The following is a 24,470-nucleotide window of genomic DNA, read 5'->3' on the forward strand; positions in this document are numbered from 1 at the left end:
ACGATCTCGCCGGAGTAGACATGCCTGTTGACCCACCCCAAGCCTTGCCGGCCAGCCTGTGGGCCGCGACCGCCACCCCCGCCCCGCTCTACGCCGGGGCAAAAGGCGATGCCGTGGCCGACGTCGCCATTGTCGGTGCCGGCTATACGGGCTTGAGCGCCGCCCTTCATTTGTCGCAGGCCGGCAGGAAGGTGATCGTGGTGGAGGCCAGTGAACCCGGCTGGGGCGCTTCCGGGCGCAATGGCGGGCAGATCATCGCCGGGCTGAAGCACGATCCCGACACGCTCGAAGCCAGGTTCGGCCGGAAACTGGGCAGGGCCATCACCGAGACCTTTGGTGCCGGCGGCGATCTGGTCTTCGATCTCATCGAGAAGTACCGCATCGACTGCCACGCCGAGCGCAGCGGCTGGATCCAGGGCGCGCATGGACCCAGGCCTTTTTCGGACATCGTGACGCCCCGCTTCCGGCAATGGCACGCCAGGGGCGTCGAGGCGCGCCTGCTCGACCGCCAGCAAATGGCCGATCTCACCGGCTCGGCGCCCGAGGCCTATCATGGCGGCTGGTTCGACCCGCGCGGCGGCGTGCTGCAGCCGCTGAGCTACGCGCGTGGCCTGGCCGCCGCCGCCATGTCGCAGGGCGCCACCGTGCTGGCGCGTTCGCCGGCGCTCGGCCTCAGGCGCGAAGGTGACAACTGGCGGCTCGATCTCGGGCAGGCCTCGGTCCGTGCGCGACAGGTCGTGCTGGCCACCAACGCCTACACCGGAAACCTGTGGCCAGGGCTGCGCCAGACCGTCATCCCGGTGACCAGCTTCCAGATCGCCACGCAGCCGCTGGCGCCGGCGCTGCGCCGCACCATCCTGCCGGGCGGCCAGGGCGTCGCCGACACCAGGCGGCTCCTGCTCTATTTCCGCCTCGACCATGAAGGCCGGCTGGTGATGGGCGGCCGCTCCCCGGTCGATGACAATCCGACCATGGACGATGCGGCGCCCCTGAAGGCCGCCCTTGCCCGCATCTTCCCGCAGGCCGCGGGCGTCCCTGTCGAATTCGTCTGGAGCGGCAAGGTCGCGATCACCAAGGACACGATGCCGCATATCCACATGCTGGCGCCTGGCCTGTTCACCGCGCTTGGCTGCAACGGACGCGGTGTTGCCGCCTGCACTACGACAGGCCGGCTGCTGGCCGATCTCGCCCTGGGCACCGCGCCGGCCGACCTGCCGTTCCCGGTCACCGCACCCGACCGCTATGCGCTGCATGCCCTGCGCAAGATCGGCGTCTTCGCCTTCAGCCAGTATTACAGGTTGCTCGACAGCCGAAGCGCCGCATGACCGGAAGATCAACCGGTTAGTGGCGGGTCAGTAGAGCGTGACGAAGGCCGGGAACAGCATGCCCGTCTCGCGGAAATACTCGATCAGCTCGATGGCCGGGAAGATGGCCAGGAAATAAAGCCCGTCATAGAAGGTGCGCTTGAGCGCGCGCGTCGAGAACTGCAGCTCGTCATTGTCACGGTAGAGCAGCGGATTCGGCCAGAACCTGGGCGTCGCCTTGATGTAGGCCGCATAGGCCGGGCCGAACTTGCCCAGGAGATATTCGGCTTCCTTGCGCGCCGTGACGCGGAAGATGAGAAAGCTGGCAAGGCCAAGGACTGCCGCCGCCACCAGCGAGCCATAGAGCAAACCGATGCCGACCGCGCCGACCGTCGAAAAGAAATAGAGCGGGTTCTGGCTCATGGAGAACGGGCCGGTTGAAACCAGCTCCTCGTTCTTCTTGCCGCCGACATAGAGAATGCTCCAGAGCCGGCCGGCGACGCAGACCAGCACCAGGCAGAAGCCGAAGAATTCGACGGCCTCGTGACTTTCCGAGCCCTCGGTGAGCGCCGGCTTGGTGAGAAACAGGAGCAGCACCGCCAGCACCGCCGCCACCCGCACGAAGATCAGCCGTTTGCGTTGGACGAACGCCTTCGAAACCGGCTTGAGGGAAGCATAGGTCATTCGGGTTTTCCTGGGGCACGGATTTCAGGTTCGGGCACTGGGGCACGCCATTGATGGCGGATACAAGGCGATGGCTTCTATCAGCGCAGCGCGCGCGGTTCGTAAAGGCCTTTTGCGCGGCCCATGTCCATTCTTACAAATTTGTATGCCGCCGGACAGGCTGGAGTGAAGTCGCTTCCCTATCGTTCGAATGCCAGCACGCCATCTTGGGGCCGGCTTCAGTTTACGGCAGCCGGACCACCGGCATCAGACAGGGAATGGTTTCATGAGAAAATTTGCGTTTGCGGTCGCATTGGGCCTCCTCGCCGCATCCGGTCCGGTTTTCGCGGCCCCCGCGCCTTGCGAGGCGACGCTGAAGGCACTGCGCGCGGCGGAGGCGGCGGCCAAGCTCAACGACGCGGACAAGAACAAGGTCTCGGAACTGGAGACCAAGGGCATCGAGCGCTGCAACGCGGATGACGACAAGCGCGCCGACGACTTCTTCGCCCAGGCGATGAAGGTCATGGGCAAGTAATCCATGCCGTCCAAAGCACCCTCGGGGATCATCCGAGGGTGTGCGGGCGATCGAGAAAGACATGCATCGAACAGGGGCGGATCGCATGAATCCCTCGCGATGCGCTTTCATCCCGCCACGACCACCAACCTCAGGACTTCAGCCATGCTCCCCAGCAACAAGCAGCCCGCCGGGCCGGCCCAGAACAGGGTTCCGGATGTCACCCTCGATTTCTGGCTGATCAAGCTGATGGCGGTGACCATGGGCGAGACGGCGGCCGACTATCTGGCCGTCAACCTCGGGCTCGGGCTGACCGCCACATCGCTGATCATGACCGGCGTTCTGGTCGTCGCCCTTGTCCTGCAGTTCGCGCAGAAACGCTACGTACCCTGGGCCTACTGGCTGGCGGTGGTGCTGATCAGCGTCGTCGGCACGCTGATCACCGACAACCTCGTCGACAATTTCGGCGTGCGCCTGCAGACCACCACGATTGCCTTCAGCGTGGTGCTCGCGGCGACGTTCGCGGTCTGGTACGCCAGCGAGCGGACGCTCTCGATCCACACCATCTTCACGACCAGGCGCGAGATCTTCTATTGGCTGGCGATCCTCTTCACCTTCTCGCTCGGCACCGCCGCCGGCGACCTGGTCGCGGAAAGCTTCGACATGGGCTATCTGACCACGGGCCTCCTGTTCGGCGGCGTGATCGCGCTCATCGCGCTTGCCTACTATCTCCTCCATCTGGACGCCATCCTGGCCTTCTGGCTTGCCTATATCCTGACGCGGCCGCTCGGCGCGTCCTTTGGCGACCTGCTGTCGCAGCCGGTCGAATATGGCGGCCTTGGTTTCGGCACCACTTTTACCAGCGTGATCTTCCTCGGCTGCATCGTCGCCCTGGTTCTCTACATGACGTTGAAGAGAACCGCCGACGACGCCGACGAGATCCTGCTGGAATCTGATTGAGGCTTCGGCATGCACTGCGTGGCTTGCCATTCCCTGACCGTCCTAGGAACGGACCCGTCCCGGTGATAGCCTGTCCCCGATATCGGCAATCACCCGGATAAGCCAATGCGACTTCTTCTTGTCGAGGACGACCACAGGACGGCGGACTACATCGTCAGGGGATTGACCGAGGCCGGCCATGTCTGCGACCTCCTGCGCGATGGCCATGACGCGCTTTTCGCGGCGACCAGCGGCGTCTATGACGTGATCATAGCCGATCGCATGATCCCGGGTCTCGACGGCCTGTCGATGATCAAGGCGGTCCGCGCCGCCGGCGTGCGCACGCCGGCCATCTTTCTCACCTCCGTCGGCGGCGTCGACGACCGCGTCGAGGGGCTGGAAGCCGGCGGCGACGACTATCTGGTCAAGCCCTTCGCCTTTTCGGAGCTTCTCGCCCGCATAAACGCCCTTGGCCGCCGGCCCGCGGCGTTGGAGCAGAAGACCGTTCTGCGAGTCGGCGACCTCGAAATGGACCTCATCATGCGCCGCGTTGCCAGGCAGGGCCAGCCGATCGACCTGCAGCCCCGCGAGTTCAGCCTGCTGGAGGTGCTGATGCGCGGCGAAGGCCGCGTTATCACCCGCACCATGCTTCTGGAGCGCGTCTGGGACTTTCATTTCGACCCCAAGACCAGTGTCGTGGAGACCCATATCAGCCGGCTGCGGGCCAAGATCGACAAGCCGTTCGAAACCCAGCTCATCCACACCGTCCGCAACACCGGTTACAGCCTGCACGCACCGCTCGCGTCATGACCGGAACCTGGGCCCGCCTGCTGCGCAGCACGCCGTTCCGGCTCGCCTTGACGTTTGCTTTCCTGTTCATGCTGGCCTTCGTTCTGGCGGGCGCCATCGTCTACCAGATGATGAGCGCCGATCTTGCCGATCAGCTCGATGACAGCATCAAGGAAACCTACTCCGTCATCGCCGCGACCTATGCCGACAACGACCTCAAGGAACTGGTGGAGACCGTCCAAAGCCACTCCACGCGCAGCCCGAGGAAGGAGCAGCTTTTTTCGCTGACCGACGCGGCCGGCAACCGTCTGGCCGGCAACTTCACCGCGGCGGAGCTTCCCGACGGCTTTTCGATGTTCGGGGCCGAAATGCCCGGCCTGCCTCCGGATACCGAATACCGCGCCTATTCCGGTTCGGTCGGCGGCAACAATCTGACCATCGCCTTCAGCCTGTCCGAGACGGAGGAACTGGAGACGATCATTCTGATGAGCTTCGGGTGGGCAACCCTGATCATCACCGGACTGGCGATCGCCGGCGGCGCCCTGCTCGCCTCGCGCGTCCAGCGCCGTCTCGACGGCATAGCCGCCACCATGGTCGACGTCTCGCATGGCCGGCTCGACACGCGCATCCCGCTGACCGGCAATGGCGACGACATCGACATGGTTTCCGGCCAGGTCAATGCGGCGCTCGACCGGCTGTCGGGCCTGGTCGACGGCATGAAACAGGTCAGCACCAACATCGCGCACGATTTGAAGACGCCGCTCAACCGGCTGCAGATGATCCTGGAAGGCGCCGCCGACAAGGCCGCGCGGGATCAGGACGTCTCCGACGATCTCGCCGATGCGCGCGCCGAGGGCTATCAGATCAACGAGACCTTCGATGCCCTGTTGCGGATCGCCCAGATCGAAGCCGGCGCGCGCAGGGCCCGCTTTACCGATGTCGACCTCGACGATATCCTGCGGACCATGGCCGAGATCTACGCCGACGTCGCCGAGGACGACGGAAAGGTACTATCGTTCTCGCAATTGAACGGAAGCGGAGACCGTATCCACGGCGACAGGGAACTGTTGACGCAGATGTTCGCCAATCTGGTCGAGAATGCGCTGCGCCATTGCCCGCCCGGCACGACCATCAAATTGTCGGTGGCACATCAGGGTGAGCGTGTCCTCGCCAGCGTCGCCGACGACGGACCCGGCATTCCTCCGGAGGAGCGCGAAAGGGTATTTCAGCGGCTCTACCGGTTGGACCACAGCCGCTCGACCCCGGGCAGCGGCCTTGGCCTCAGTCTTGTCAGGGCCATCGCCGATCTGCACGGGGCATCCATCGCCCTTGACGATTGCCGGCCCGGCCTTGCCGTTGTGGTGAGCTTCCCACTCGTAAGATCGCAAGCGCCCTGAGGCCGCAGCGAGCCAAAAGCTTGCAAAGCGCCGATAACTTACAAAAACGTATGGGACTGGCGACCCGTCCGTAAGCTTGCGGCGGCATACTGGATGGACCTCACCTTCCATCGAAAGGCCGTGGAAAATGATCCCCCATTTTCGGAAAGCCATCGGCGTCCTGCCGGCACTCGCGGTCGCGGCGTGCCTGGGCACGACAAGTCTGGTTCTGGCGCTTGGCTGCTTGCCGGCCTCGGCCGCCGAGAAGCCCATCCGGCCGGAGAAGAACCCTCCGGGCGACATTCCAGACTCGCAGGTCTTCATCGACTATACCTCACCGGAAGGGTTCAGCCTGAAGGTGCCGGAAGGTTGGGCACGATCGGACCGTGCCGACGGCGCCAGCTTCATCGACAAGCTGGACGGCGTCGTTGTCTCGGTTTCCAAGGCGGACGCCGCACCAACTGTCGACAGCGCCAAGGCGGACTATGTCGCCAAGCTCGAAGCCGCCGGACGCGCCGTGCAGGTGAGCGCCGTCAAGCAGGTCAAGCTGCCGGCCGGTGCCGCGATCCGCATCGTCTACACCTCGAACTCCGAACCGAACGCGGTAACCAACCGGCAGGTTCGCCTCGAAAACGAGCGCTATCTCTATTTCAAGGACGGCAAGCTCGTTGCACTCGAACTCTATGCGCCCAAGGGCGCCGACAATGTCGATCAGTGGCAACTGATGTCCGGTTCGTTCCGGTGGAAATGAGATGCACGCACTGACCGCGCATGAGATCTATCGGTTCTTCCACATAGGCGATGACGAGACGGCCGCCTTGCGAGGCGTCAGCTTCCACGTCGCGGCCGGTGAGATCGTCGCCCTGGTCGGGCCCTCAGGCAGTGGCAAATCCACTCTGCTGGCCTGCGTGACCGGCCTCGACGAGCCCGATGGCGGCTATGTCGAGGTGGCTGGCGTCCGGCTGACGCGGCGGCCGGAGGCGCATCGCACGCGCATTCGCGCCGCCAGTTTCGGTATTCTGCTGCAGTCGGGAAACCTTTTTGGCCACTTGAACGTTGAACAGAACCTGAAATTTCAGATGCTTCTGGCGCAGAAGCCGAACGACCGACGAATGGCCAGCCTGCTGGAAAGTGTCGGTCTTTCGCATCGCGCACGGGCCTTTCCGACGGAGCTGTCCGGCGGCGAGACGGCGCGCGCGGGCCTTGCCGTGGCGCTGGCCGCCGATCCGCCGATCCTGATCGCCGACGAGCCGACCGCGGAGGTTGATCGCGATACCGAATCCCGGCTGATCGCCCATTTCGAGGCAAGGCGCGACGCCGGATTGGCGACGCTGCTGGCGACCCACAGCAAGGCGTTGGCGCAAAAGGCCGATCGCATCGTCAGGCTGAAGGACGGGAGGATCGACCGTGGCTGAAACACTCGTTGTCGCAAAAGGCCTCGGGCGAGACTTCCGGGACGGCAACGCCGGCCGGATCGACGTGCTGCGCGGTGTCGACTGCGAGATCGCGTCGGGCGCGCGCATCGCCCTCGTCGGACCTTCCGGCAGCGGCAAGACGACCCTGCTGCATATTCTTGGCGGCCTCGACAGGCCGACCGCCGGCACCATCGAATGGCCTGGGCTCGGCGCGTACGAGACCCTGAGGCCGCGCCATATCGGCTTCGTATTCCAGTCGCCCAGCCTGTTTCCCGCCCTCACCGCTGTCCAGAATGTCGGCCTGCCCATGCTGCTGACCGGAGCGAACGCAGGCGCCGACGACATGGGAGCATCGCTTCTGCGGTCGTTCGGCCTCGGCGAACTCGCCGACAAGCTGCCGGAGGAACTGTCCGGCGGCCAGGCCCAGCGTATCGCCATGGCGCGCGCCCTGGCCATGGCTCCGAAGCTTGTGCTGGCCGATGAGCCGACCGGGCAGCTGGACAGCCGAACCGCGCTGCGCTTCTTCGACGCCGTGCTCGACCGCCTGGAAGGCACCGACACCGCCCTGGTCGTCGCCACGCATGACGAAGCCATGGCCAACCGCATGGCAACGCGCTGGACGATGGATCACGGCCGGCTCACCACCGGGCATCGGCCAGGGGCGGCCGCGGCATGATGGTCCTGCTGTGGATCCGCGGTGTGCTCGCCCGCCGCTTCCTGCGCGTGGCCGGCGCCGCGGCCGGCATCGCGCTGTCGGTCGCCTTGCTGGCCACGATGTCGCTCTTCCTCGCCGGGGCCGGTGCATCGATGACCGGACGCGCCGTGTCCGCGGTTCCAATCGACTGGCAGGTGCAAGTGATCCCCGGTGCCGATCCGGACCTCATCGGCAAGGCGCTGGCGCAAGCTGTTCCGGTCAAGGCCGTGCATCAGGTGCGCTATGCCGACGTCGCCGGCTTCGAGGCTCGGACCGGCGATACGACCCAGACCACCGGCCCCGGTCAGGCGGTTGCTTTCGACAGCCGGTATTCCGGCGATTTCCCGGCGGAAATCCGCTCGCTTTCCGGCACACTTGACGGCGCGCTGATTGCCCAGCAGACAGCCGCCAACCTTCATGTCGGTCCCGGCGACACCATCTCGATCCAGCGGATGGGCCTGCCGCCGGCGGAGGTGAGAATTGCCGGCGTGGTCGACCTGCCGGACGCCGACGCCCTGTTCCAGGCTGTCGGCCTGCCGCCCCAGGCAGCGCCGCGGGCCCCGCCCGACAATGTCCTGATCCTGCCGCGGGACATTTGGCGGCAATTGTTCGATCCGCAGCAGAAGGCCCGCCCCGACACCACCCGGCTGCAATTGCATGTACGGCTTGCCCGTGAGGCGCTGCCGCCGGATCCCGTCACGGCCTATACATTTGTCACCGACGCCCAGCGCAATCTCGAGGCAAGGGTCGCCGGCCAGGCGATCGTGGCCGACAATCTCGGCTCGCGCCTCGGGGCGGTCCGCGAGGATGCGCTGTACGCCTCCGTGCTGTTCCTGTTTCTCGGGTTGCCCGGCATCGCGCTGGCGGTCGCGCTTACCTTTGCGGTCACCGCGGCCGGCGCCGCACGCCGACGCACGGAACAGGCGCTGCTGCGCGTCCGCGGCGCGACGACCAAGGACATCCTGTTTCTGTCCGCCACCGAAGCCGCCATGGCGGCAATAGGTGGAACCGCCATTGGCCTGGCCGCCGCAGCGCTCCTTTCCGGTATCGGACCAGGTTTCAAGGCAACGCCTGGCGTTGACGGCCCGACATTGCTTCTTGTCGCCTCCCTCGGGCTGCTGGTCGGGTTCATCGCCTTTCTCTATCCGGCTTGGCGCGATGCGCGCTGGGCGACCGTCAGCGCGGCGCGGCGCACCGTGAGCCGGCTACAGGCGCCACTGTGGCAGCGCCTGTGGCTGGACATCCTGTTGCTCGCGGCGGCGGGATTGTTCTTCTGGCAGTCGGCGAGCACCGGATACCAGGTCGTGCTCGCGCCCGAAGGCGTGGCGGCAACGGCGGTGGACTACAAGGCGTTCATCGCGCCGGCCCTGTTCTGGGTCGGCATGGCGCTGCTGACGATCCGGCTGTCGGCCACGGTCATCGCCCGCAACGGCGCGCTTCTGCGCATGGCGGTTGCTCCGGCATCGGGAACATTGGCGCCCGTTGTATCGGCCGCCCTGTCGCGGCAAGCGGGGCGGCTGACGATCGGCATTGCCATGACCGCGCTGGCGATCTCCTTCGCCGCGTCGACCGCCATCTTCAACACCACCTACAATGCCCAGGCGCGCATCGACGCCGAGCTCACCAACGGTTCCGATGTCACCGTCTTCGGCACGACGGACAAGCCCGCCGGAACGCACTTGGCGGCTCTCGCCTCGCTGCCCGGCGCGGCGGCGGCGGAACCCATGCAGCATCGTTTCGCCTATGTCGGCGCGGATCTGCAGGACCTCTATGGCATCGACCCCAGCCGAATCGGACACGCAACCAGTCTTTCCGATGTCTATTTCAGCGGCGCCAGCGCGGCCGGCACGCTTGCCCTGCTCGCCGCGACGCCGGACGGTGTCCTGGTGTCGGAAGAGACCGTGCAGGATTTCCAGCTCCAGCAAGGCGATACCATCAATTTGCGGCTCATCGATGCCAGGGATCACCAGTATCATCCCGTGGCCTTCAAGTTCATCGGCGTCGCCCGCGAATTTCCGACCGCGCCCAAGGATTCCTTCCTTGTCGCCAATTCGGCCTATGTCGCCCGCATGACCGGCTCCGATGCGTCCGAATACGTGCTCATGCGCGCCAAGGCGGATCCTGCGGCGCTCGCGCGGCAGGCTTCGTCGATGCTCACATCCGATCCGTCGCTGAACGTGGGCGATATCGGCCAGGCAGCACATCTCATCGGCTCGAGCCTGACCGCGGTCGACCTCGGCGGCTTGACGACAATCGAACTGGGCTTCGCTGTCGTCATGGCCGCCGCCGCCGCCGGGCTGATGCTGGCCCTGGGATTCCTCGAGCGCCGCCGGCCTTTCGCCATCCTCGCGGCGATCGGCGCCAAGCCGCGCCAGCTCGCGGCCTTCCTGTGGAGCGAAGGTCTGCTGATCCTTGTCGGCGGTATGGTGTTTGGCCTGCTTTCGGGCCTGCTGACGGCGTGGATGCTGGTCAAGCTGCTGACCGGCGTTTTCGATCCGCCACCCGAGGCATTGTCGATCCCCTGGCTTTATCTGGCGATCATGCTCGGCCTCGTGGCCGCTTCGGTGGTTGCCGCCGTTTGGTCCGCCAGCCCATCGGCGGGACGGGCGGCGGAACAGTTGCGCGACCTGTGAGCTGGACGTCGGTTACTTATCTGTAAACTCGCGGCCGGCCCGCCGAAAACTCCACAGCCTAGGCTCGTTCAGCCGCCCGAAAGGCCAATGGCCGGCGGCTTCACAACCAGGCAAAAACGGGAAAAGACCATGAAGAAATCCGCTATCGGCGCCACTTGGAATCCATAAGGTCGAGGTTCGCCGGCAGCGATCCCGACAGCTGTCGGCGGGCTCCTTCAAAGTATTCCAGTGACCAGCCGATCGAGCCGGGTGTTTTCCCGGTACGCGAAGCGAACCAGGCCCGCGGCCAGAAAGCCGGTCGCGGCACCACCGAGAATGTCGCTGGCGTAGTGGGTACCGAGATAGACGCGCGACAGCCCGATCAGCAGCGCGGCCGCAAGGAACCAGAATCCGCGCCGGGACAGGCCGTGGACAAGAAAGGCCGCCGCGATGGCGAAACTTGCCGTCGCATGGTCGGACGGGAACGAGAAATCGACGGTCCTGTCGATGATCAGGTGCGTGACATGCGCTTCGTAAGGGCGAACCCGTTGCACGAACAGCAGGATCAGCTGGTTGATGCCAAGCCCGATAAGGAAAGAAAGACCGGCCGCTATCAGGACATGACGGATGGCCGGATCGGCACGCGGCACCCACCACTGCGCCACGACCGCCAGCACCAGCAGCGGCACGCCTGCCGTCGAGACCCCGATCATCACGGAATCAATCGTCGAAGCATGTCCGGCCCATGTGTTGATCCAGGCGGTGATCGCGGCGTCGAATTGATACATGCGTGGTCGGCCTCGGTTGGAGCAATCTCCGGAAAGTGCCTAACGGGTTTCCGTCCGGACGCGCGTCAAGGCAAGGAAATAAAGCGTTTCCGTGCAACGGGGAACCGCTCTATTGGCGGCGCCAGGTGATTGCGGAGTTGGTGATGTAGTTCCATGCCGAGCCCACGATTGCGCCGGCAAGGCCGGCGACCCACCAGCGTGAGTGGCCGCTGTAGAGAAGCGTCGACACGCCGACACCGGCCACGACGCCGAAGCTGCAAAGCGCCGCGAACATAAGCAGGCCGGTCAGGAACCGCCAGCCGCGCCGGCGCTGGTCGCGATAGGTGAAGGCGTTGTTCAGCGTGTAGTTGAAGGCCATCGCCGTGAACATGGCTGCTGTCTGGGCGACGACAAACGACAGGCCGTGCGGCAGCAATGCATGCAGGACCGCGAGATGGACGACAACGCCGGCGGACCCGACCAGGCCAAAGGCAAGGAAGCGCGTGGAGATCAGGTCTCCCGACATTTTCGCGACCAGCAGGCCGGCATATTCAAGCGCGACCAGGGAGTCGAGCTTGCTCTGTCCGTGCAGCCGCGGCGCAAACACGTAAGGGATTTCCTTGATCCTGATGGCGGTTGACGAAGACGCGACAATGTCGAGCAGGATCTTGAAACCTTGCCGCGACAGCCGGGGCGCCACCGCGTCGACGATTTCCCTGCGCAGCATGAAGAACCCGCTCATCGGATCATGGATCGGCGTTCTCAGCAGCAGACGCGCAAGATACGTCGCCAGCCGGCTGACGCTCGACCGCAGCCTGGTGAATCCGCCCTGGGCGCTGCCGTCGCTCCCGTAACGGCTGGCAATCACCAGGTCGGCCTCACCGCCTTGCAGCATAGCGAACATCGCGGGCAGGCATGTTTCGTCGTGTTGCAGGTCACCGTCCATCACGGCGACGATCGGCGCCGAGCTCGACAGGATGCCCTCGAGGCAGGCTCCGGCGAGGCCTCGCCGAGCAATGCGCCTGATGCCGCGAACCCGGTGATCGCCGGCGGCAATATCATGAACCGCCAGGATCGTGCCGTCCTTCGAGTCGTCATCGACAAAGACCACTTCCCAATCGATGTGCGCCAGCGATTGCCGCAGCCGGGCCACCAGCAGGCCGATGTTGGCGCGCTCGTTCAGCGTCGGAATGACGATCGTCACTTCCGGGCCACCATGCATGACGGGGAACGCGCTGTCCGCCGTCAACGCCACGGGGGCGTCCTGATAGGTGGTGGCCTGGTTCATGGCTGTCCCCCGGACGGCTGCCCATCGGCCTTGGAGAGCGGCGGCGCTACGCGCTTCACCGGCAGGATCAGCATGTCGAAGACCGGAAATCCGGAGATCCGTTGCGTTATGTGCCGGGCGTCGCCGTCGACGACGAACAGGCCGCCGAGATTGTCGCGATAGGCTTTTTCCTGGGCGGCCTCGTCGTCGCGGAAATTCATGGCGCCGATGAAGAAGCCGGTGGCTTGGCTGGCGAGTCGCCTGTGGTCCATGAACTGGAAGTGGCGCGGATCTCCGGGAAGCACGTCGACCGGAATGTCCGGGCCAAGTTCGTAGCCAAGCTTTGCCGCCTGCATCCAGTTCGAGGCAACGACATATCCGTTGGCGCGCCTGATCTCGTCGGCAACCTTGCTGTCCGTCAGCGCGGACCAGTCGACGAGCTGCCAGTTGACGTCGAACTTCGGCGCCCTCTGGAAAAATGGCCTCGTCAAGGCGCCGGTTGTCGCCTGCACCGCAAACCCCGTGGCCAGAAGCGGAACGACAGCGGCGGCGATAACGATGGACACGATGAGCAGCGTTCGCCTGCGCATCGAAAATGCGCCGCACCATTGGCCGACGAGCGGAAAGGCAAATAGGAAGCCACTCATCGACCAGTGCGGCAGCGAGTGGGCACTGAACAGGGCGATCAGGTCGAAGAACACGACGGGCAGCGCCGAAAGCAGCACGAAGAAGCGATCCGTTGCCGTGCCGGCCCAGGCGCCTCGCCACAGGCACGCCATGGCGACCAGCCAGATCGGCGGCCAAACATAGAGCGCCTGGCCGAGCAATGTGACGGCAAGGTTGCCGGGATGCAGGAGATGGCCTTCGTTGGCGGTACCCCGGCCGGACTGGAATGCCAGGGAAATCCAGCCATGATCCACGTTCCATATTATGACCGGCAGCAGACCAAGTGTCGCAATGGCGCCGGCCACCCATGGCCCGGCGGTTCGAAGCTGGTCCCGTCCGGGCTTCGTCAGCAGCAGGACCAGCAGGGCGGACATGCAGAACAGACCGGCCTGATATTTCGACATCAGCGCCAGCCCGAGCGCCACGCCGGCCGCACACCAGCGCAGAAGGGCAAACCGGGTTTCAGCGCCGAGAAGCATCGGTGCGGCCAGACAGGCTGCGGTCAGCAGAAAGAAATCAAGCGGCCCGTCGGGAACGACGAAATGCCCGGCGGAGATAAGAAAGAACGGAGCGACCGTATACCAGGCCACGGCCCAGAATGCGGCAACGGCGCCATAGGCGTATCGGGTCAGCGCAAACAGCAGCAACGCCGACGCGGAGCCGAGCAACACATAGGGAAGTCTCACCAAAAGCCGGCATTCGCAGCCGGAAATATCCGCCATGAACCGGGCAAGCGCGAAGCCGATCGGAGGATGATCGAAATAGGAAAGCGAGTGGCTGCGCGACACCACCACCGCATAGGCTTCGTCAATCGAAAGTGGGATGACCGATGCAAGCCCTATCCTGAAGATCAGGAAGAAGAAGACGAGAAGTGCCATCTGAGAAATCGGGTACGCCGGAAAGGAGCACGCCGTGCCGGATGTGGACCATGTGGGAACCCCGGCACCTCGCCAGGTCTCGTCGTACTGCATGTGGGCGCTACCAGAACCAGAACAGATGGCTGCCGTATTCTGGTATCGGCTCGTTTCCGGACATGACGATCAGCAGCAAGGCAATGGCCAGCAACGCGATGCCGGTCGTGATCCAGATCCACCGGCCAGCCCGGACGGGAATATTGCGCGGTACGGACAAAGCCACCTCTCGGAACACGACAGGCTTTCGGCTTGGGACGGTCTTAGCCGCAGCGGTTCAGGCGCGACACTGCCTCGTCAATCATACTGCCGCCTTGCCGGGTTCTTACAAATCAGTAAGGGGTGGAATTGTTCACGGACGATCCGGCCCCACACAGCCGGCCCCGACACTCACCGGTCGATGCGCGTCGACAGGATGATCGACGATGAGGTCCGCTCGACCCCCTCCATGGCGCCGATCTGGTCGAGCAGCGCGTCGAGGTCGCGGATCGACGGGGCGTCGACAATGACGATCATGTCGAAATTGCCGCTGACGGAATGCAGCGTCCTGACCGGCGGCAGCGCCTGCAGAGCCCGCACCACTCTGTCGGCAAGCTTCGGCGTGACCGTGAGCAGCACATGTGCCTTGACCAGCCCTTGCTCATAGTCGGCCGAGAGCCTGACGCCGTAGCCTGCAATGATGCCGCGCTGCTCCAGCCGTTCGATCCGGCTCTGCACCGTGGTGCGCGACACGCCGAGCCGCCGCGCCAGTTCGGCCGTCGAGGCGCGTGCGTTGGCGCGCAGCAGGGAAAGCAGGGCCTGTTCGGCTTCACTGAGCATTTCGACGAATCCATTCGGCAAATTGGCTAATATTAGGGTTCGATCCGCCAGATTCCACACTTCTTTTCGACAGGCAAGCTGCGATGATTCCCGACGGATTGAACTGACAGGGGTTATTGATCATGAATAACATCGTTATCGTCGGCGCCGGCAAGATCGGCTCGACCATTGCCGGGATGCTCGCCGCGACGGGCGACTACCAAGTTACCCTTGTCGACCGCTCGGCGGCGCAGCTCGCCGCGGCCGAAGTGCCCGCCGGCGTCGAGACGCTCGAACTCGACATCGCGGCGGTCGGCGCGCTCGAAGCGGCGCTCGCCGGCAAGTTCGCGGTGCTCAGCGCCGCCCCCTTCCATCTCACCACGCGCATCGCCGAGGCGGCGGCCAGCGCCGGCGTGCACTATCTCGACCTAACCGAGGACGTCGTCTCGACCCGCCGCGTCAAGGAACTGGCGCGTTCGGGCAAGAGCGCCTTCATTCCGCAATGTGGCCTGGCGCCGGGCTTCATCTCCATCGTCGCCAACGATCTCGCCAGCCGTTTCGACACGCTCGAAAGCGTGCGCATGCGCGTCGGAGCCTTGCCGCAATACCCGTCCAACGCGCTGAACTACAATCTGACCTGGAGCACCGACGGCGTCATCAACGAATATTGCGAGCCCTGCGAGGCGATCGTCGAGGGCGAGCTGGTCGAAGTGCCGCCGCTGGAGGAGCGCGAGGAATTCTCGCTCGACGGCGTCACCTACGAGGCCTTCAACACGTCTGGCGGGCTGGGCACCTTGGCCGAGACGCTGAAGGGCAAGGTGCGCACGCTGAACTACCGCACCATCCGCTATCCCGGCCATGCCGCGATCATGAAGGCGCTGCTCAACGATCTCGGCCTGCGCCACCGCCGCGACGTGCTGAAGGACATTTTCGAAAGTGCTTTGCCGGCGACGCTGCAGGACGTGGTCATCGTCTTCGTCACCGTATCCGGCCGCCGCAATGGCCGCCTGCTGCAGGAGACCTACGCCAACAAGATCTATTCGCAGCGCGTCGGCAATCAGGTGCGCAGCGCCATCCAGATCACCACGGCGTCCGGCATCTGCGCCGTGCTTGACATGCTGGCCGACGGCAGCCTGCCGGCGACCGGTTTCGTCAAGCAGGAAGAGATCGCGCTGGATGCATTTCTGGCCAACCGCTTTGGCCGGGCGTATGCACAGCACGAGATGGTAAGCCGGCTGGCGAGCTGAGCATCTGATCTCCCCCCTCGAGGGGGAGATGTCGCCGAAGGCGACAGAGTGGGTCGGCGCGTGAAGCGCCAGCTTCCTTCTGTCGCAAGAAGGCCGCATCCAGTCGAACCGACCCCCTCTGGCCTGCCGGCCATCTCCCCCTCGAGGGGGGAGAGCACCCTCTAAATATGCAGTGCGTGGCCCAGCGCCTTCAGCGCCGCTTCCTGGAAGCCCTCGCCTTGCGTCGGATGCGCGTGGATCGTGCCGGCGATGTCCTCCAGCCGCGCGCCCATTTCCAGCGCCAGCCCGAAAGCCGCCGACAGTTCCGACACGCCTTGCCCGACCGCCTGGATGCCGAGCACCAGATGGTTGTCCGCGCGGGCGACGACGCGGACGAAGCCATCCTCCCCCATCTTCGTCATCGCCCGTCCGTTGGCGGCGAACGGGAACAGGCCGATCTTGACCTCGCCCTGCGCCTTGGCCTCTTCGGGCGACAGCCCTGATGTCACCAGCTCGGGATCGGTGAAGCAGACGGCGGGAATCGAGCGCTTGTCCCAGCCGCGCTTGTGCCCGGCGACGATCTCGGCCACCATTTCGCCTTGGGCCATCGCCCGGTGCGCCAGCATCGGCTCGCCGGTGACGTCGCCGATGGCGAAGATGCCGCGCATCGAGGTGCGGCACTGGTCGTCGACCTTGATGAATTTGCCTGACATGTCGAGGTCGATCTGGTCGAGGCCCCAGCCTTCCGTCACCGGCTTGCGTCCCACCGTCACCAGGATCTTGTCGGCGGCTATCTTGGTGTTCTTGCCATCCGCTGTCTCGACCAGCAGGGCATCGCCCTTCGTCGACAGGCCCTTGGCCTTTGCGCCTGTCATCACCTCGATCCCGAGCGCGGCGAGCCGCTTGACGACAGGCCGGGTCAGTTCGGCGTCATATTGCGCCAGCACGCGCGGCAAGGCCTCGACCACCGTGACCTTGGCGCCCATTTTCGCGAAGGCCATGCCGAGCTCCAGCCCGATATAGCCACCGCCCGCCACGGCGAGTCTCCTGGGGACCTCGCTCAAGGCCAGCGCTTGCGTGGACGATATGACAGGCCCGCCAAAGGGAAGAAAAGGCAGCTCGACCGGCGCCGAGCCGGTGGCGATGACGATGGTTTCGGCGTGGATCATCTGGCTTCCGGTCTCGGTCTCGACCTCGACGGTCTTGCCGTCGCGGAACGTCGCCCAGCCCTGCACGGTCTTCACGCCAGCCTTCTTGAGCAGGCCGGCAACGCCGCTGTTGAGCCGGCTGACAATGCCGTCCTTCCAGGCGACGGTCCTGGCAAGGTCGAGCGCGGGCGCGGTGACCGAAATGCCGAGCGGGCTCTTGCCGCCAGCCATGTGCGACACTTTCTCGAACTCCTCCGCCGCATGGATCAGCGCCTTCGACGGAATGCAGCCGACATTGAGGCAGGTGCCGCCGGGCTTGCCCGCTTCTACGATGACCGTATCGACGCCGAGCTGGCCGGCACGGATGGCGCAGATATAGCCGCCCGGACCGGCGCCGATGACGAGCAGCTTGCAGGAGATTTCTTTCATGTTGGCTGTCCTTTCGGCGACGGTCGATACGCGCCTTCCCTTCTCCCCTTGTGGGAGAAGGTGGATCGGCGCGACAGCGCCGAGACGGATGAGGGGTGCTCCAGGGAACGCCGACGCCTCACTCCGCTGGAACACCCCTCATCCGTCGCCTTCGGCGACACCTTCTCCCGCAAATGGAGAAGGGGGAGCTCAAACCCCGACGCTGGCGCCTTCTGAACCGTTTCGATCAACTCATCGCCCTCAATCCACGAAAATCAGCGCCGGTGTTTCCAGCAGCGCCTTGATGCGCTGGATGAACACCGCCGCATCCCAGCCGTCGATGACCCGGTGGTCGAAGCTCGACGACAGGTTCATCATCTTGCGCGGGATGAACTGCGTGCCGTCCCACACCGGCCGCACCATCATCTTGTTGACGCCGATGATCGCCACTTCCGGATGGTTTATGACCGGGGTCGTCGCCACGCCGCCCATCGCGCCGAGCGAGGTGATGGTGATGGTCGAGCCCGACAACTCCTCGCGGGTCGCCGTGCCGGACTTGGCCGCCTCGGCCAGCCTGTTGACCTCGGCGCCGCAATCCCAGATGTCGCGCGCCTCGACATGCTTGACGACAGGCACCACCAGCCCCGACGGCGTCTGCGCGGCGATGCCGATATGGATGCCGCCATGCTGGTGGATGATGCCGGCTTCGTCGTCGAACAGGGAATTGAGGTTGGGCTGGTCTGATATCGCCTTGACCATCGCCCGCATCAGGAATGGCAGCAGCGTCAGCTTCGGCCTCTCCACCCCACCCCTGGCGGCGCGCTTCTCCTTGTTGAGCGCGGCGCGCAATTCCTCCAGCGCGGTGACGTCGATTTCCTCGACATAGGTGATGTGCGGGATGCGCGATTTGGACAGCGTCATCTTCTCGGCGATCTTGCGCCGCAGTCCGACCACCTTGATGTCCTCGACTGTGTCGTTGCGGGCGAGGCCCGATGCCTTGGCGACCTGCGGCCCGCGCGCCAGGAAGGCCTCGATATCCTCGTGGCCGATGCGGCCGGCCGGGCCGCTTCCCGCGACCTGCCTGAGGTCGATGCCCGCCTCTTTCGCGCGCAGGCGCACGGCCGGCGACGCCAGCGGTTTTTCGCCCTCCGGGCGCGGGGCGCCGGCAACGGACGTGCGCCCGACACTTTTCGAAATGGCCGGCGCGGGTTTCGCCTCCGGGCTGCTGGCCTTTGGCTTGGTCTTCGCGTCCGGCGCCGCGCTCTCGGGCTTCGGCGTCGGAAGCTTCACCGGTGGCTCGGCCACCGCCGCCTCGGCCTTGGCGCCACCCTTAGGCGTTACATTGCCCTCGCCCGCAACTTTCAGCCGCACGATCGGCGAGCCGATCGCCACCGTGTCGCCGATCTCGGCGCCCAGCCACAGGATCTCGCCATCGACCGGCGAAGGGATTTCGACCGTGGCCTTGTCGGTCATCACGGCGGCAAGCACGGTGTCCTCGCGCACGATATCGCCGACCTTGACGTGCCACTCGACCAGCTCGGCCTCGGCGACGCCCTCGCCGACATCGGGCAGCTTGATGATGTGTTCGCCCATGTCAGGCCTCTCCCACTTTAGGCTTCCAAGGTTTCGATGAGAGCGCGGCCGACCCGGGCGGGACCGGGGAAATAGTCCCATTCCTGCGCGTGCGGATAGGGCGTGTCCCAGCCGGCGACCCGCGCCACCGGCGCCTCCAGATGATAGAAGCAGTTTTCCTGGACGAGCGCCGAAAGCTCGGCGCCAAAGCCTGAGGTCAGCGTCGCCTCATGCACGACGACGCAGCGCCCGGTCTTCTTCACCGAGGCGACTATCGTGTCGAGGTCGAGCGGCAACAGCGTCCTCAGATCGATGATCTCGGCATCGATGCCGGTCTCCTCGGCCGCGGCTTGCGCGACATAGACCATGGTGCCGTAGGCGAGCACGGTGATGGCCGAGCCGGCCCTGCGGATCGCCGCCTTGCCGAGCGGCACGGTGTAGTGGCCATCGGCGACCTCGCCGAGTTCGTGTTTCGACCACGGCGTCACCGGCCGGTCGTGATGGCCGTCGAAGGGACCGTTGTAGAGCCGTTTCGGCTCGAGGAAGATCACCGGATCGGGATCCTCGATCGCCGCGATCAGCAGCCCCTTGGCATCATGCGGGTTGGACGGCACCACCGTCTTCAGCCCCGACACATGGGTGAACAGGGCCTCGGGGCTCTGGCTGTGCGTCTGGCCGCCGAAGATGCCGCCGCCGGTCGGCATGCGCACCACGATCGGGCAGGTGAAATCGCCGTTCGAGCGGTAGCGCAGCCGGGCCGCTTCCTGGGTCAGCTGGTCGTAGGCCGGATACATGTAGTCGGCAAACTGAATTTCCACGCAGGGTTTGAGACCGTACGCAGCCATGCCGATGGCCGAGCCGACTATGCCGGATTCGTTGATCGGCGCGTCGAAGCAGCGGCTCTTGCCGTATTTGGCCTGCAGACCCTGCGTGCAGCGGAAGACGCCGCCGAAAAAGCCGACATCCTCGCCGAACACGACGACCTTCTCGTCGCGTCCCATCGACACATCCATGGCGTCGCGGATGGCCTCGATCATGGTCCGTCTCGGCATGGCTCAGACTCCCGCCTGCTGGCGCTGGCGCCTGAGATGCGGCGGCATCTCGGCATAGAGGCCCTCGAACATGTCGCGGGTCGACGGCTTGCCGCCTGCATGCAGCGTGCCGTGGCTTTCGGCCTCCTTCTGCGCCGCGATCACCGTGTCGAGGATCTCGGCCTCGGCCTGCGCGTGCCGCTCGTCCGACCAGACGCCGAGCCCGATCAGGTGGTTCTTCAGCCGCACGATCGGGTCGCCGAGCGGCCAGGCGTCGGATTCGGTCTTCGGCCGGTAGGCCGAAGGATCGTCCGAGCTGGAATGCGCGCCGGCGCGGTAGGTGACGTATTCGACCAGCGTCGGTCCGAGATTCCTGCGCGCGCGCTCCGCCGCCCATTTGGCCACCGCGTGCACGGCGAGATAATCATTGCCGTCGACGCGCAGCGACGGGATGCCGAAGCCGAGGCCGCGCGCCGCGAACGTGCCGGAGCCGCCGCGTGCGATGCCTTGAAAGGTCGAGATCGCCCATTGGTTGTTGACGACGTTGAGTATCACCGGCGCCTTGTAGGTGGAGGCGAACACCAGGGCCGAATGAAAATCGGATTCCGCCGTCGAACCGTCGCCGATCCAGGCCGCGGCGATCTTCGAATCGTTCGAGATCGCGGAAGCCATCGCCCAGCCGACCGCCTGGATATACTGCGTCGCCAGATTGCCGGAGATCGAGAAGAAGCCGTGCTCCTTCGAGGAATACATGACCGGCAGCTGCCGGCCCTTCAGCGGATCGGCCTCGTTGGAATAGATCTGGTTCATCATGGTGACCATCGGATAGCCGTCGGCGATGAGCAGGCCGGCCTGGCGATAGGTCGGGAAATTCATGTCGCCCGGCGCGAGCGCCTTGCGGAATGCGCAACTCACAGCCTCCTCGCCCAGATGCTGCATGTAGAAGGAGGTCTTGCCCTGGCGCTGCGCCATCTGCATGCGCGCATCGAAGGTCCGCAGCGTCATCATGTGACGCAGGCCTTCCAGCAACTCGTCGTTGGAAAGCAGCCCGGCCCACGGGCCGACGGCTTCGCCATTGCGGTTCAGCACGCGGATGATCGAAAAGGCCATGTCGCGGATGGTGCGCGGATCGACGTCGATCTCGGGGCGCGGCACCGAGCCGGCCTTGGCGATGGTCACGTTGGAAAAGTCAGGCGTGCCGCCCGGCCGCACTTCCGGCTCCGGAACATGGAAACGCAACATCCCAGCATCGGCCATGACCTTTGTCCTCCAATGTTGCCTGGCGCCGATATTTGCACATCCGCGCCGCCAGACCAGAGCGAATTCGTCGGGCAAGCCTTTCGCATCGGGCCGGCGACGCCGGCCGTTTCAGCCTCCCGAGTACAAGATGAAGATATGTCCGCGAAATTTCTTGTCGATGTTTCATCGCGGCGCGCAATTTGGCGCAAGATTGGCTCGGGGTTTCCGCCAGATAAGGCGATTGGGCGGCAACAATTGCGCTGCTCTTCCCTCGTGAGGGTGTCCGACGGGAGGTGAGAACCGAGGGCTGGCCAGGCCTGGATCTGTCCGAACCGGATAGATAGGTAACAGAATGGACCGATAGCGTGGGTGACAGTTTTCCTATCCTCCGCCGATCGGGGGAGAGGAAGGGTCCCAAGGTCAGCGAACACGCGTTTCTCCCATCCCGATCCGACACTCTCGTCAGGGTGAGGAACCCGAGCCGGAAGCCGTTCACCCGGCGCTCACGCTGTGCTAACCACCCTCCATGGCACAGAAGAAAGCTTTCGAGGTCGATTCGTGGCTCGCGAAGCCGGATCCGCGCATCTCCATCGTCCTGCTTTATGGCCCCGATCGCGGGCTTGTTTCCGAGCGCGCGAAGGTCTTTGCCGAGAAGACCGGCCTGCCGCTCGACGATCCCTTCTCCGTGGTGAGGCTCGAAGGTTCCGAGGTCGACCGCGACGAGGGCCGACTGCTCGACGAGGCCCGCACCGTGCCGATGTTTTCCGACCGGCGCCTGCTTTGGGTGCGCAATGCCACCGGCCAGAAGGCGCTGGCCGAGGACGTGAGGGCGCTGACGGCGGAACCCGCGCGCGATGCCATCATCCTGATCGAGGCCGGCGATCTCAAGAAGGGCGTTGGGCTGCGCGCCGTGGTCGAGGGCGCGGACAACGCCATGGCGTTGCCGTGCTACGCCGATGAGGCGAGGGATATCGACACGGTCATCGATGACGAGCTGCGCAAGGCCGGCATGTCGATGACGCTGGAGGCCCGCCAGGCACTGCGCCGCAATCTCGGCGGCGACCGGCTGGCTTCACGCGGCGAGATCGAAAAGCTCGTTCTTTATGCCCACGGCCAGAAGGAGATCGGGCTGGAAGAGGTGCGGGCGATGTCGGGCGACGTGTCCGGCGCTTCGTTCGATGATGCGGTCGACGCGCTCCTCGAAGGCAAGGTCGGCGATTTCGACACCGCCTTCACCCGCCACTGCCAGTCCGGCGGCCCGCCTTTCCTGGTACTGTCCTCGGCGATGCGGCAAATGCAGCAGATCCAGGTCATGCGCGGCCAGATGGATTCTGCCGGCCGCAACGCCGCCTCGGTCGTTGCCGGCGCGCGCCCGCCGGTTTTCTTCTCGCGACGCAAGTTGGTGGAAAAAGCGCTCGAGCGCTGGAGCAGCGAGGCGCTGAGCCGCGCGCTGACGCGGCTGCAGACGGCAGTGCTGCAGACGCGGCGGCGGCCGGATCTGTCAGTGGCGCTGGCACGGCAGGCGCTGCTGGGGATTGCGGTGGAGAGCGCGAGGCTGGGGCAGCGGTAGGAGAACGCTGCTCCCTGCTTCCATTGGTCAATTCATCATCATGGCGCCCGCTGGCTGAAAGGTGGGCAGCGCCTGCGGAAAGACCAGTACAGCCGCGCCGTAGAGCAGCAGGGCGACACCCGACAGCTTTGCGATCCCCTCTCCTGACGGGAGGGTTTTTTCCGCAAACACCAGCAAGGTGACCACGGCCATTGCGGCGACGTTCATGATCCCGAGGGGAAAGAGGGCCAGAAACAAAAGCCAGCAGCAGCCCAGGCAGAAAAGCCCATGCTCCAGGCCCATGCGGACCGCGCCCCAGTGGCCATCGCGCCATGCGGTCAGGATGAAGCCGATCGGCGTACGGCATTTGGCCAGGCAGAGATCTTTCAGGGGCGAGAGTTGATAGGCGCCCGCGATCATCAGCAGCGCCCCGCCAATGCGCGCGGCCGCCGCCGTCGACAATCCCGCACGCCCGGCAAGCATCTCCGCACCCGCCGCACCGGCAAAGGCGACAGCACCCATCACGCCCCAAACCAGCATGTACCCGGCTACGAACACCCAGCTCGAGACAAAGGTCTCGCCCCGGCTCTGTTTGCCGGCCTGGACCTGGTGAAACGTCAGGATCATGGGCGCGGCGGTTGGAAACATCATGGCAATCATCATGATCATCCAGACGGCGAGAAACAGCGGCGCCTTCATGCCCATGGTGAGTGAGCCCATTTCCATGCGCATGTCCGCGTCCATGCCCATCCGCTGCCAGACAAGCAAGGCCCACGCCGCCGCCGCGATTGCGATCAGCAGCGCGAGAAGGACGTATCGCTGTAACGTCGGCGCCATGGACGAGCCCGTTCCATGCTATCCGGCCAACAGCTACTGCTGGCCGGACCAATTGATCGGGGCGTAATGTCCGTTTCGGCGGGAATTGTCCCAGCTCATGCCATGGTCGCCGAATGTGCTGCCTTCGGCCCCCATCGCCAGGGCGAGCCAGTCGGGATTGACCGGATGGCCGGTGGCCGCCCACATCTGCCCGTCCTCGCGCATTGTCGGCAGCGGCTCGACCGCCAACCGCATGACGCCGGCAATCTCCGCCGACCGCTTCTTGCCGTTTATCCGGTAGTCTATCGGCACTTTCCTGGCACCGAGATTCGTGCCGATCATGGGTGCCAACACCGCCATGGGGCCGCCCGCGGCACCCGTGAAGATGGCACCCAGCGCCTCGGTTTGCCGGTCATCGGCCCGTTCGTCGATATAGGCGGCGGCCGTCCAATTGCCGTTTGCCATCGGACCCGGCGTGTGAGCAACCATCGCGACGCTGAGCCCATCCAATCGAACGTCGCCGTAATTGCCCTTATCGATATGGAAGACCAAACCGACGTCGCAAACGCCTCTCGTCGGCTTCGATGTCAGCTGCGCGTTGGTGGACAGCAGGCAAGGACACACGACGTCGCAGCTACAATTCTCGAAGTAACTTCCGGACAACTGCCAACGGACTGCCATTTGCACCTCCCACTTGCGTCAGGCGCGTCGGCATATTCGGCGAGGCGGTGCCATTTCAGGACACTTGCAGGAATGGCAAATAGCC

23 protein-coding genes are annotated in these 24,470 nt (G+C 65.0%); 11 read left to right on the forward strand and 12 right to left on the reverse strand.

Annotated elements, in window-relative coordinates; all coding sequences use genetic code 11:
* Positions 1-20: 20 nt before the first annotated feature.
* Positions 21-1,325, forward strand: coding sequence for an NAD(P)/FAD-dependent oxidoreductase (locus AC07SZ_RS11035; protein ID WP_494914262.1), 1,305 nt, complete (start codon positions 21-23; stop codon positions 1,323-1,325).
* Positions 1,326-1,352: 27 nt separating this feature from the next.
* On the opposite strand, the gene AC07SZ_RS11040 is transcribed toward AC07SZ_RS11035, so the two are convergent.
* A complete protein-coding gene (locus AC07SZ_RS11040) occupies positions 1,353-1,988 on the reverse strand; it encodes a methyltransferase family protein (protein WP_056574303.1) in 636 nt (211 codons plus the stop codon).
* Positions 1,989-2,253: 265 nt separating this feature from the next.
* On the opposite strand from AC07SZ_RS11040, the gene AC07SZ_RS11045 reads away from it, so the two are divergent.
* The 8 genes from AC07SZ_RS11045 (at position 2,254) to AC07SZ_RS11080 (ending at position 10,327) form a co-directional block, all read left to right on the forward strand.
* Positions 2,254-2,502 (forward strand): hypothetical protein, encoded by a 249-nt coding sequence (locus AC07SZ_RS11045; protein ID WP_494914264.1) that lies wholly within the window; start codon positions 2,254-2,256, stop codon positions 2,500-2,502.
* A gap of 144 nt (positions 2,503-2,646) precedes the next feature.
* The gene (locus tag AC07SZ_RS11050; RefSeq protein WP_056574297.1) at positions 2,647-3,441 is read left to right on the forward strand and encodes a COG4705 family protein; all 795 of its coding nucleotides are present in this window, start codon (positions 2,647-2,649) and stop codon (positions 3,439-3,441) included.
* Between the two features lie 105 nt (positions 3,442-3,546).
* A complete protein-coding gene (locus tag AC07SZ_RS11055) occupies positions 3,547-4,230 on the forward strand; it encodes a winged helix-turn-helix domain-containing protein (protein ID WP_056574294.1) in 684 nt (227 codons plus the stop codon).
* Positions 4,227-5,606: a sensor histidine kinase gene (locus AC07SZ_RS11060; RefSeq protein WP_056574291.1), complete on the forward strand. Its 1,380-nt coding sequence runs from the start codon at positions 4,227-4,229 to the stop codon at positions 5,604-5,606. Before AC07SZ_RS11055 ends, AC07SZ_RS11060 begins: the two co-directional genes overlap by 4 nt.
* A 127-nt stretch (positions 5,607-5,733) precedes the next feature.
* Entirely contained in the window at positions 5,734-6,336 is a 603-nt protein-coding gene (locus AC07SZ_RS11065) for a hypothetical protein (RefSeq protein WP_494914265.1), read from the forward strand.
* A gap of 1 nt (position 6,337) precedes the next feature.
* Positions 6,338-7,000: an ABC transporter ATP-binding protein gene (locus AC07SZ_RS11070; protein ID WP_494914266.1), complete on the forward strand. Its 663-nt coding sequence runs from the start codon at positions 6,338-6,340 to the stop codon at positions 6,998-7,000.
* Positions 6,993-7,676: an ABC transporter ATP-binding protein gene (locus AC07SZ_RS11075; protein ID WP_494914268.1), complete on the forward strand. Its 684-nt coding sequence runs from the start codon at positions 6,993-6,995 to the stop codon at positions 7,674-7,676. The genes AC07SZ_RS11070 and AC07SZ_RS11075 overlap by 8 nt, the downstream gene beginning before the upstream one ends.
* Positions 7,673-10,327, forward strand: coding sequence for an FtsX-like permease family protein (locus AC07SZ_RS11080; RefSeq protein WP_494914270.1), 2,655 nt, complete (start codon positions 7,673-7,675; stop codon positions 10,325-10,327). Before AC07SZ_RS11075 ends, AC07SZ_RS11080 begins: the two co-directional genes overlap by 4 nt.
* Before the next feature lie 215 nt (positions 10,328-10,542).
* Here the strand turns inward: AC07SZ_RS11080 and AC07SZ_RS11085 are convergent, their stop codons facing one another.
* The 5 genes from AC07SZ_RS11085 to AC07SZ_RS11105 all read right to left on the reverse strand — a co-directional run bounded on the left by AC07SZ_RS11085 (position 10,543) and on the right by AC07SZ_RS11105 (position 14,736).
* Complete coding sequence (locus tag AC07SZ_RS11085; RefSeq protein WP_494914271.1) at positions 10,543-11,094, reverse strand: phosphatase PAP2 family protein; 552 nt, start codon at positions 11,092-11,094, stop codon at positions 10,543-10,545.
* A gap of 109 nt (positions 11,095-11,203) precedes the next feature.
* A complete protein-coding gene (locus AC07SZ_RS11090) occupies positions 11,204-12,361 on the reverse strand; it encodes a glycosyltransferase family 2 protein (protein ID WP_172371628.1) in 1,158 nt (385 codons plus the stop codon).
* The gene (locus tag AC07SZ_RS11095; protein WP_494914272.1) at positions 12,358-13,884 is read right to left on the reverse strand and encodes an ArnT family glycosyltransferase; all 1,527 of its coding nucleotides are present in this window, start codon (positions 13,882-13,884) and stop codon (positions 12,358-12,360) included. The genes AC07SZ_RS11090 and AC07SZ_RS11095 overlap by 4 nt, the downstream gene beginning before the upstream one ends.
* 100 nt (positions 13,885-13,984) lie before the next feature.
* The gene (locus AC07SZ_RS11100) at positions 13,985-14,137 is read right to left on the reverse strand and encodes a hypothetical protein (protein ID WP_155772489.1); all 153 of its coding nucleotides are present in this window, start codon (positions 14,135-14,137) and stop codon (positions 13,985-13,987) included.
* Positions 14,138-14,307: 170 nt separating this feature from the next.
* Positions 14,308-14,736 carry an Lrp/AsnC family transcriptional regulator gene (locus AC07SZ_RS11105; RefSeq protein WP_056576358.1) on the reverse strand — a complete coding sequence of 143 codons (429 nt, stop codon included), beginning with the start codon at positions 14,734-14,736 and terminating at the stop codon, positions 14,308-14,310.
* A 122-nt stretch (positions 14,737-14,858) separates the two neighbouring features.
* On the opposite strand from AC07SZ_RS11105, the gene AC07SZ_RS11110 reads away from it, so the two are divergent.
* The gene (locus tag AC07SZ_RS11110) at positions 14,859-15,962 is read left to right on the forward strand and encodes a saccharopine dehydrogenase family protein (protein ID WP_494914273.1); all 1,104 of its coding nucleotides are present in this window, start codon (positions 14,859-14,861) and stop codon (positions 15,960-15,962) included.
* 161 nt (positions 15,963-16,123) lie between these two features.
* Here the strand turns inward: AC07SZ_RS11110 and lpdA are convergent, their stop codons facing one another.
* From lpdA to AC07SZ_RS11130, 4 genes are all read right to left on the reverse strand, one after another.
* Positions 16,124-17,518 (reverse strand): dihydrolipoyl dehydrogenase, encoded by a 1,395-nt coding sequence (gene lpdA / locus AC07SZ_RS11115; RefSeq protein ID WP_494914275.1) that lies wholly within the window; start codon positions 17,516-17,518, stop codon positions 16,124-16,126.
* A 240-nt stretch (positions 17,519-17,758) separates the two neighbouring features.
* Entirely contained in the window at positions 17,759-19,090 is a 1,332-nt protein-coding gene (locus tag AC07SZ_RS11120) for a dihydrolipoamide acetyltransferase family protein (RefSeq protein WP_494914276.1), read from the reverse strand.
* Between the two features lie 17 nt (positions 19,091-19,107).
* On the reverse strand, positions 19,108-20,121 hold the full coding sequence (locus AC07SZ_RS11125) for an alpha-ketoacid dehydrogenase subunit beta (RefSeq protein ID WP_172371616.1): 1,014 nt from the start codon (positions 20,119-20,121) through the stop codon (positions 19,108-19,110).
* A gap of 3 nt (positions 20,122-20,124) precedes the next feature.
* Entirely contained in the window at positions 20,125-21,357 is a 1,233-nt protein-coding gene (locus AC07SZ_RS11130; RefSeq protein WP_172371614.1) for a 3-methyl-2-oxobutanoate dehydrogenase (2-methylpropanoyl-transferring) subunit alpha, read from the reverse strand.
* Between the two features lie 508 nt (positions 21,358-21,865).
* Here AC07SZ_RS11130 and holA point away from each other — a divergent pair.
* Positions 21,866-22,909 (forward strand): DNA polymerase III subunit delta, encoded by a 1,044-nt coding sequence (holA, locus tag AC07SZ_RS11135; protein WP_494914278.1) that lies wholly within the window; start codon positions 21,866-21,868, stop codon positions 22,907-22,909.
* A gap of 27 nt (positions 22,910-22,936) precedes the next feature.
* On the opposite strand, the gene AC07SZ_RS11140 is transcribed toward holA, so the two are convergent.
* Together AC07SZ_RS11140 and AC07SZ_RS11145 are read right to left on the reverse strand one after the other, a co-directional pair.
* Entirely contained in the window at positions 22,937-23,725 is a 789-nt protein-coding gene (locus AC07SZ_RS11140; RefSeq protein WP_494914280.1) for a DUF2182 domain-containing protein, read from the reverse strand.
* Between the two features lie 33 nt (positions 23,726-23,758).
* Positions 23,759-24,385 (reverse strand): DUF1326 domain-containing protein, encoded by a 627-nt coding sequence (locus AC07SZ_RS11145; RefSeq protein WP_494914281.1) that lies wholly within the window; start codon positions 24,383-24,385, stop codon positions 23,759-23,761.
* Positions 24,386-24,470 lie beyond the last annotated feature (85 nt).

It is taken from the genome of Mesorhizobium sp. GW821-FHT07A06 (assembly GCF_059419085.1).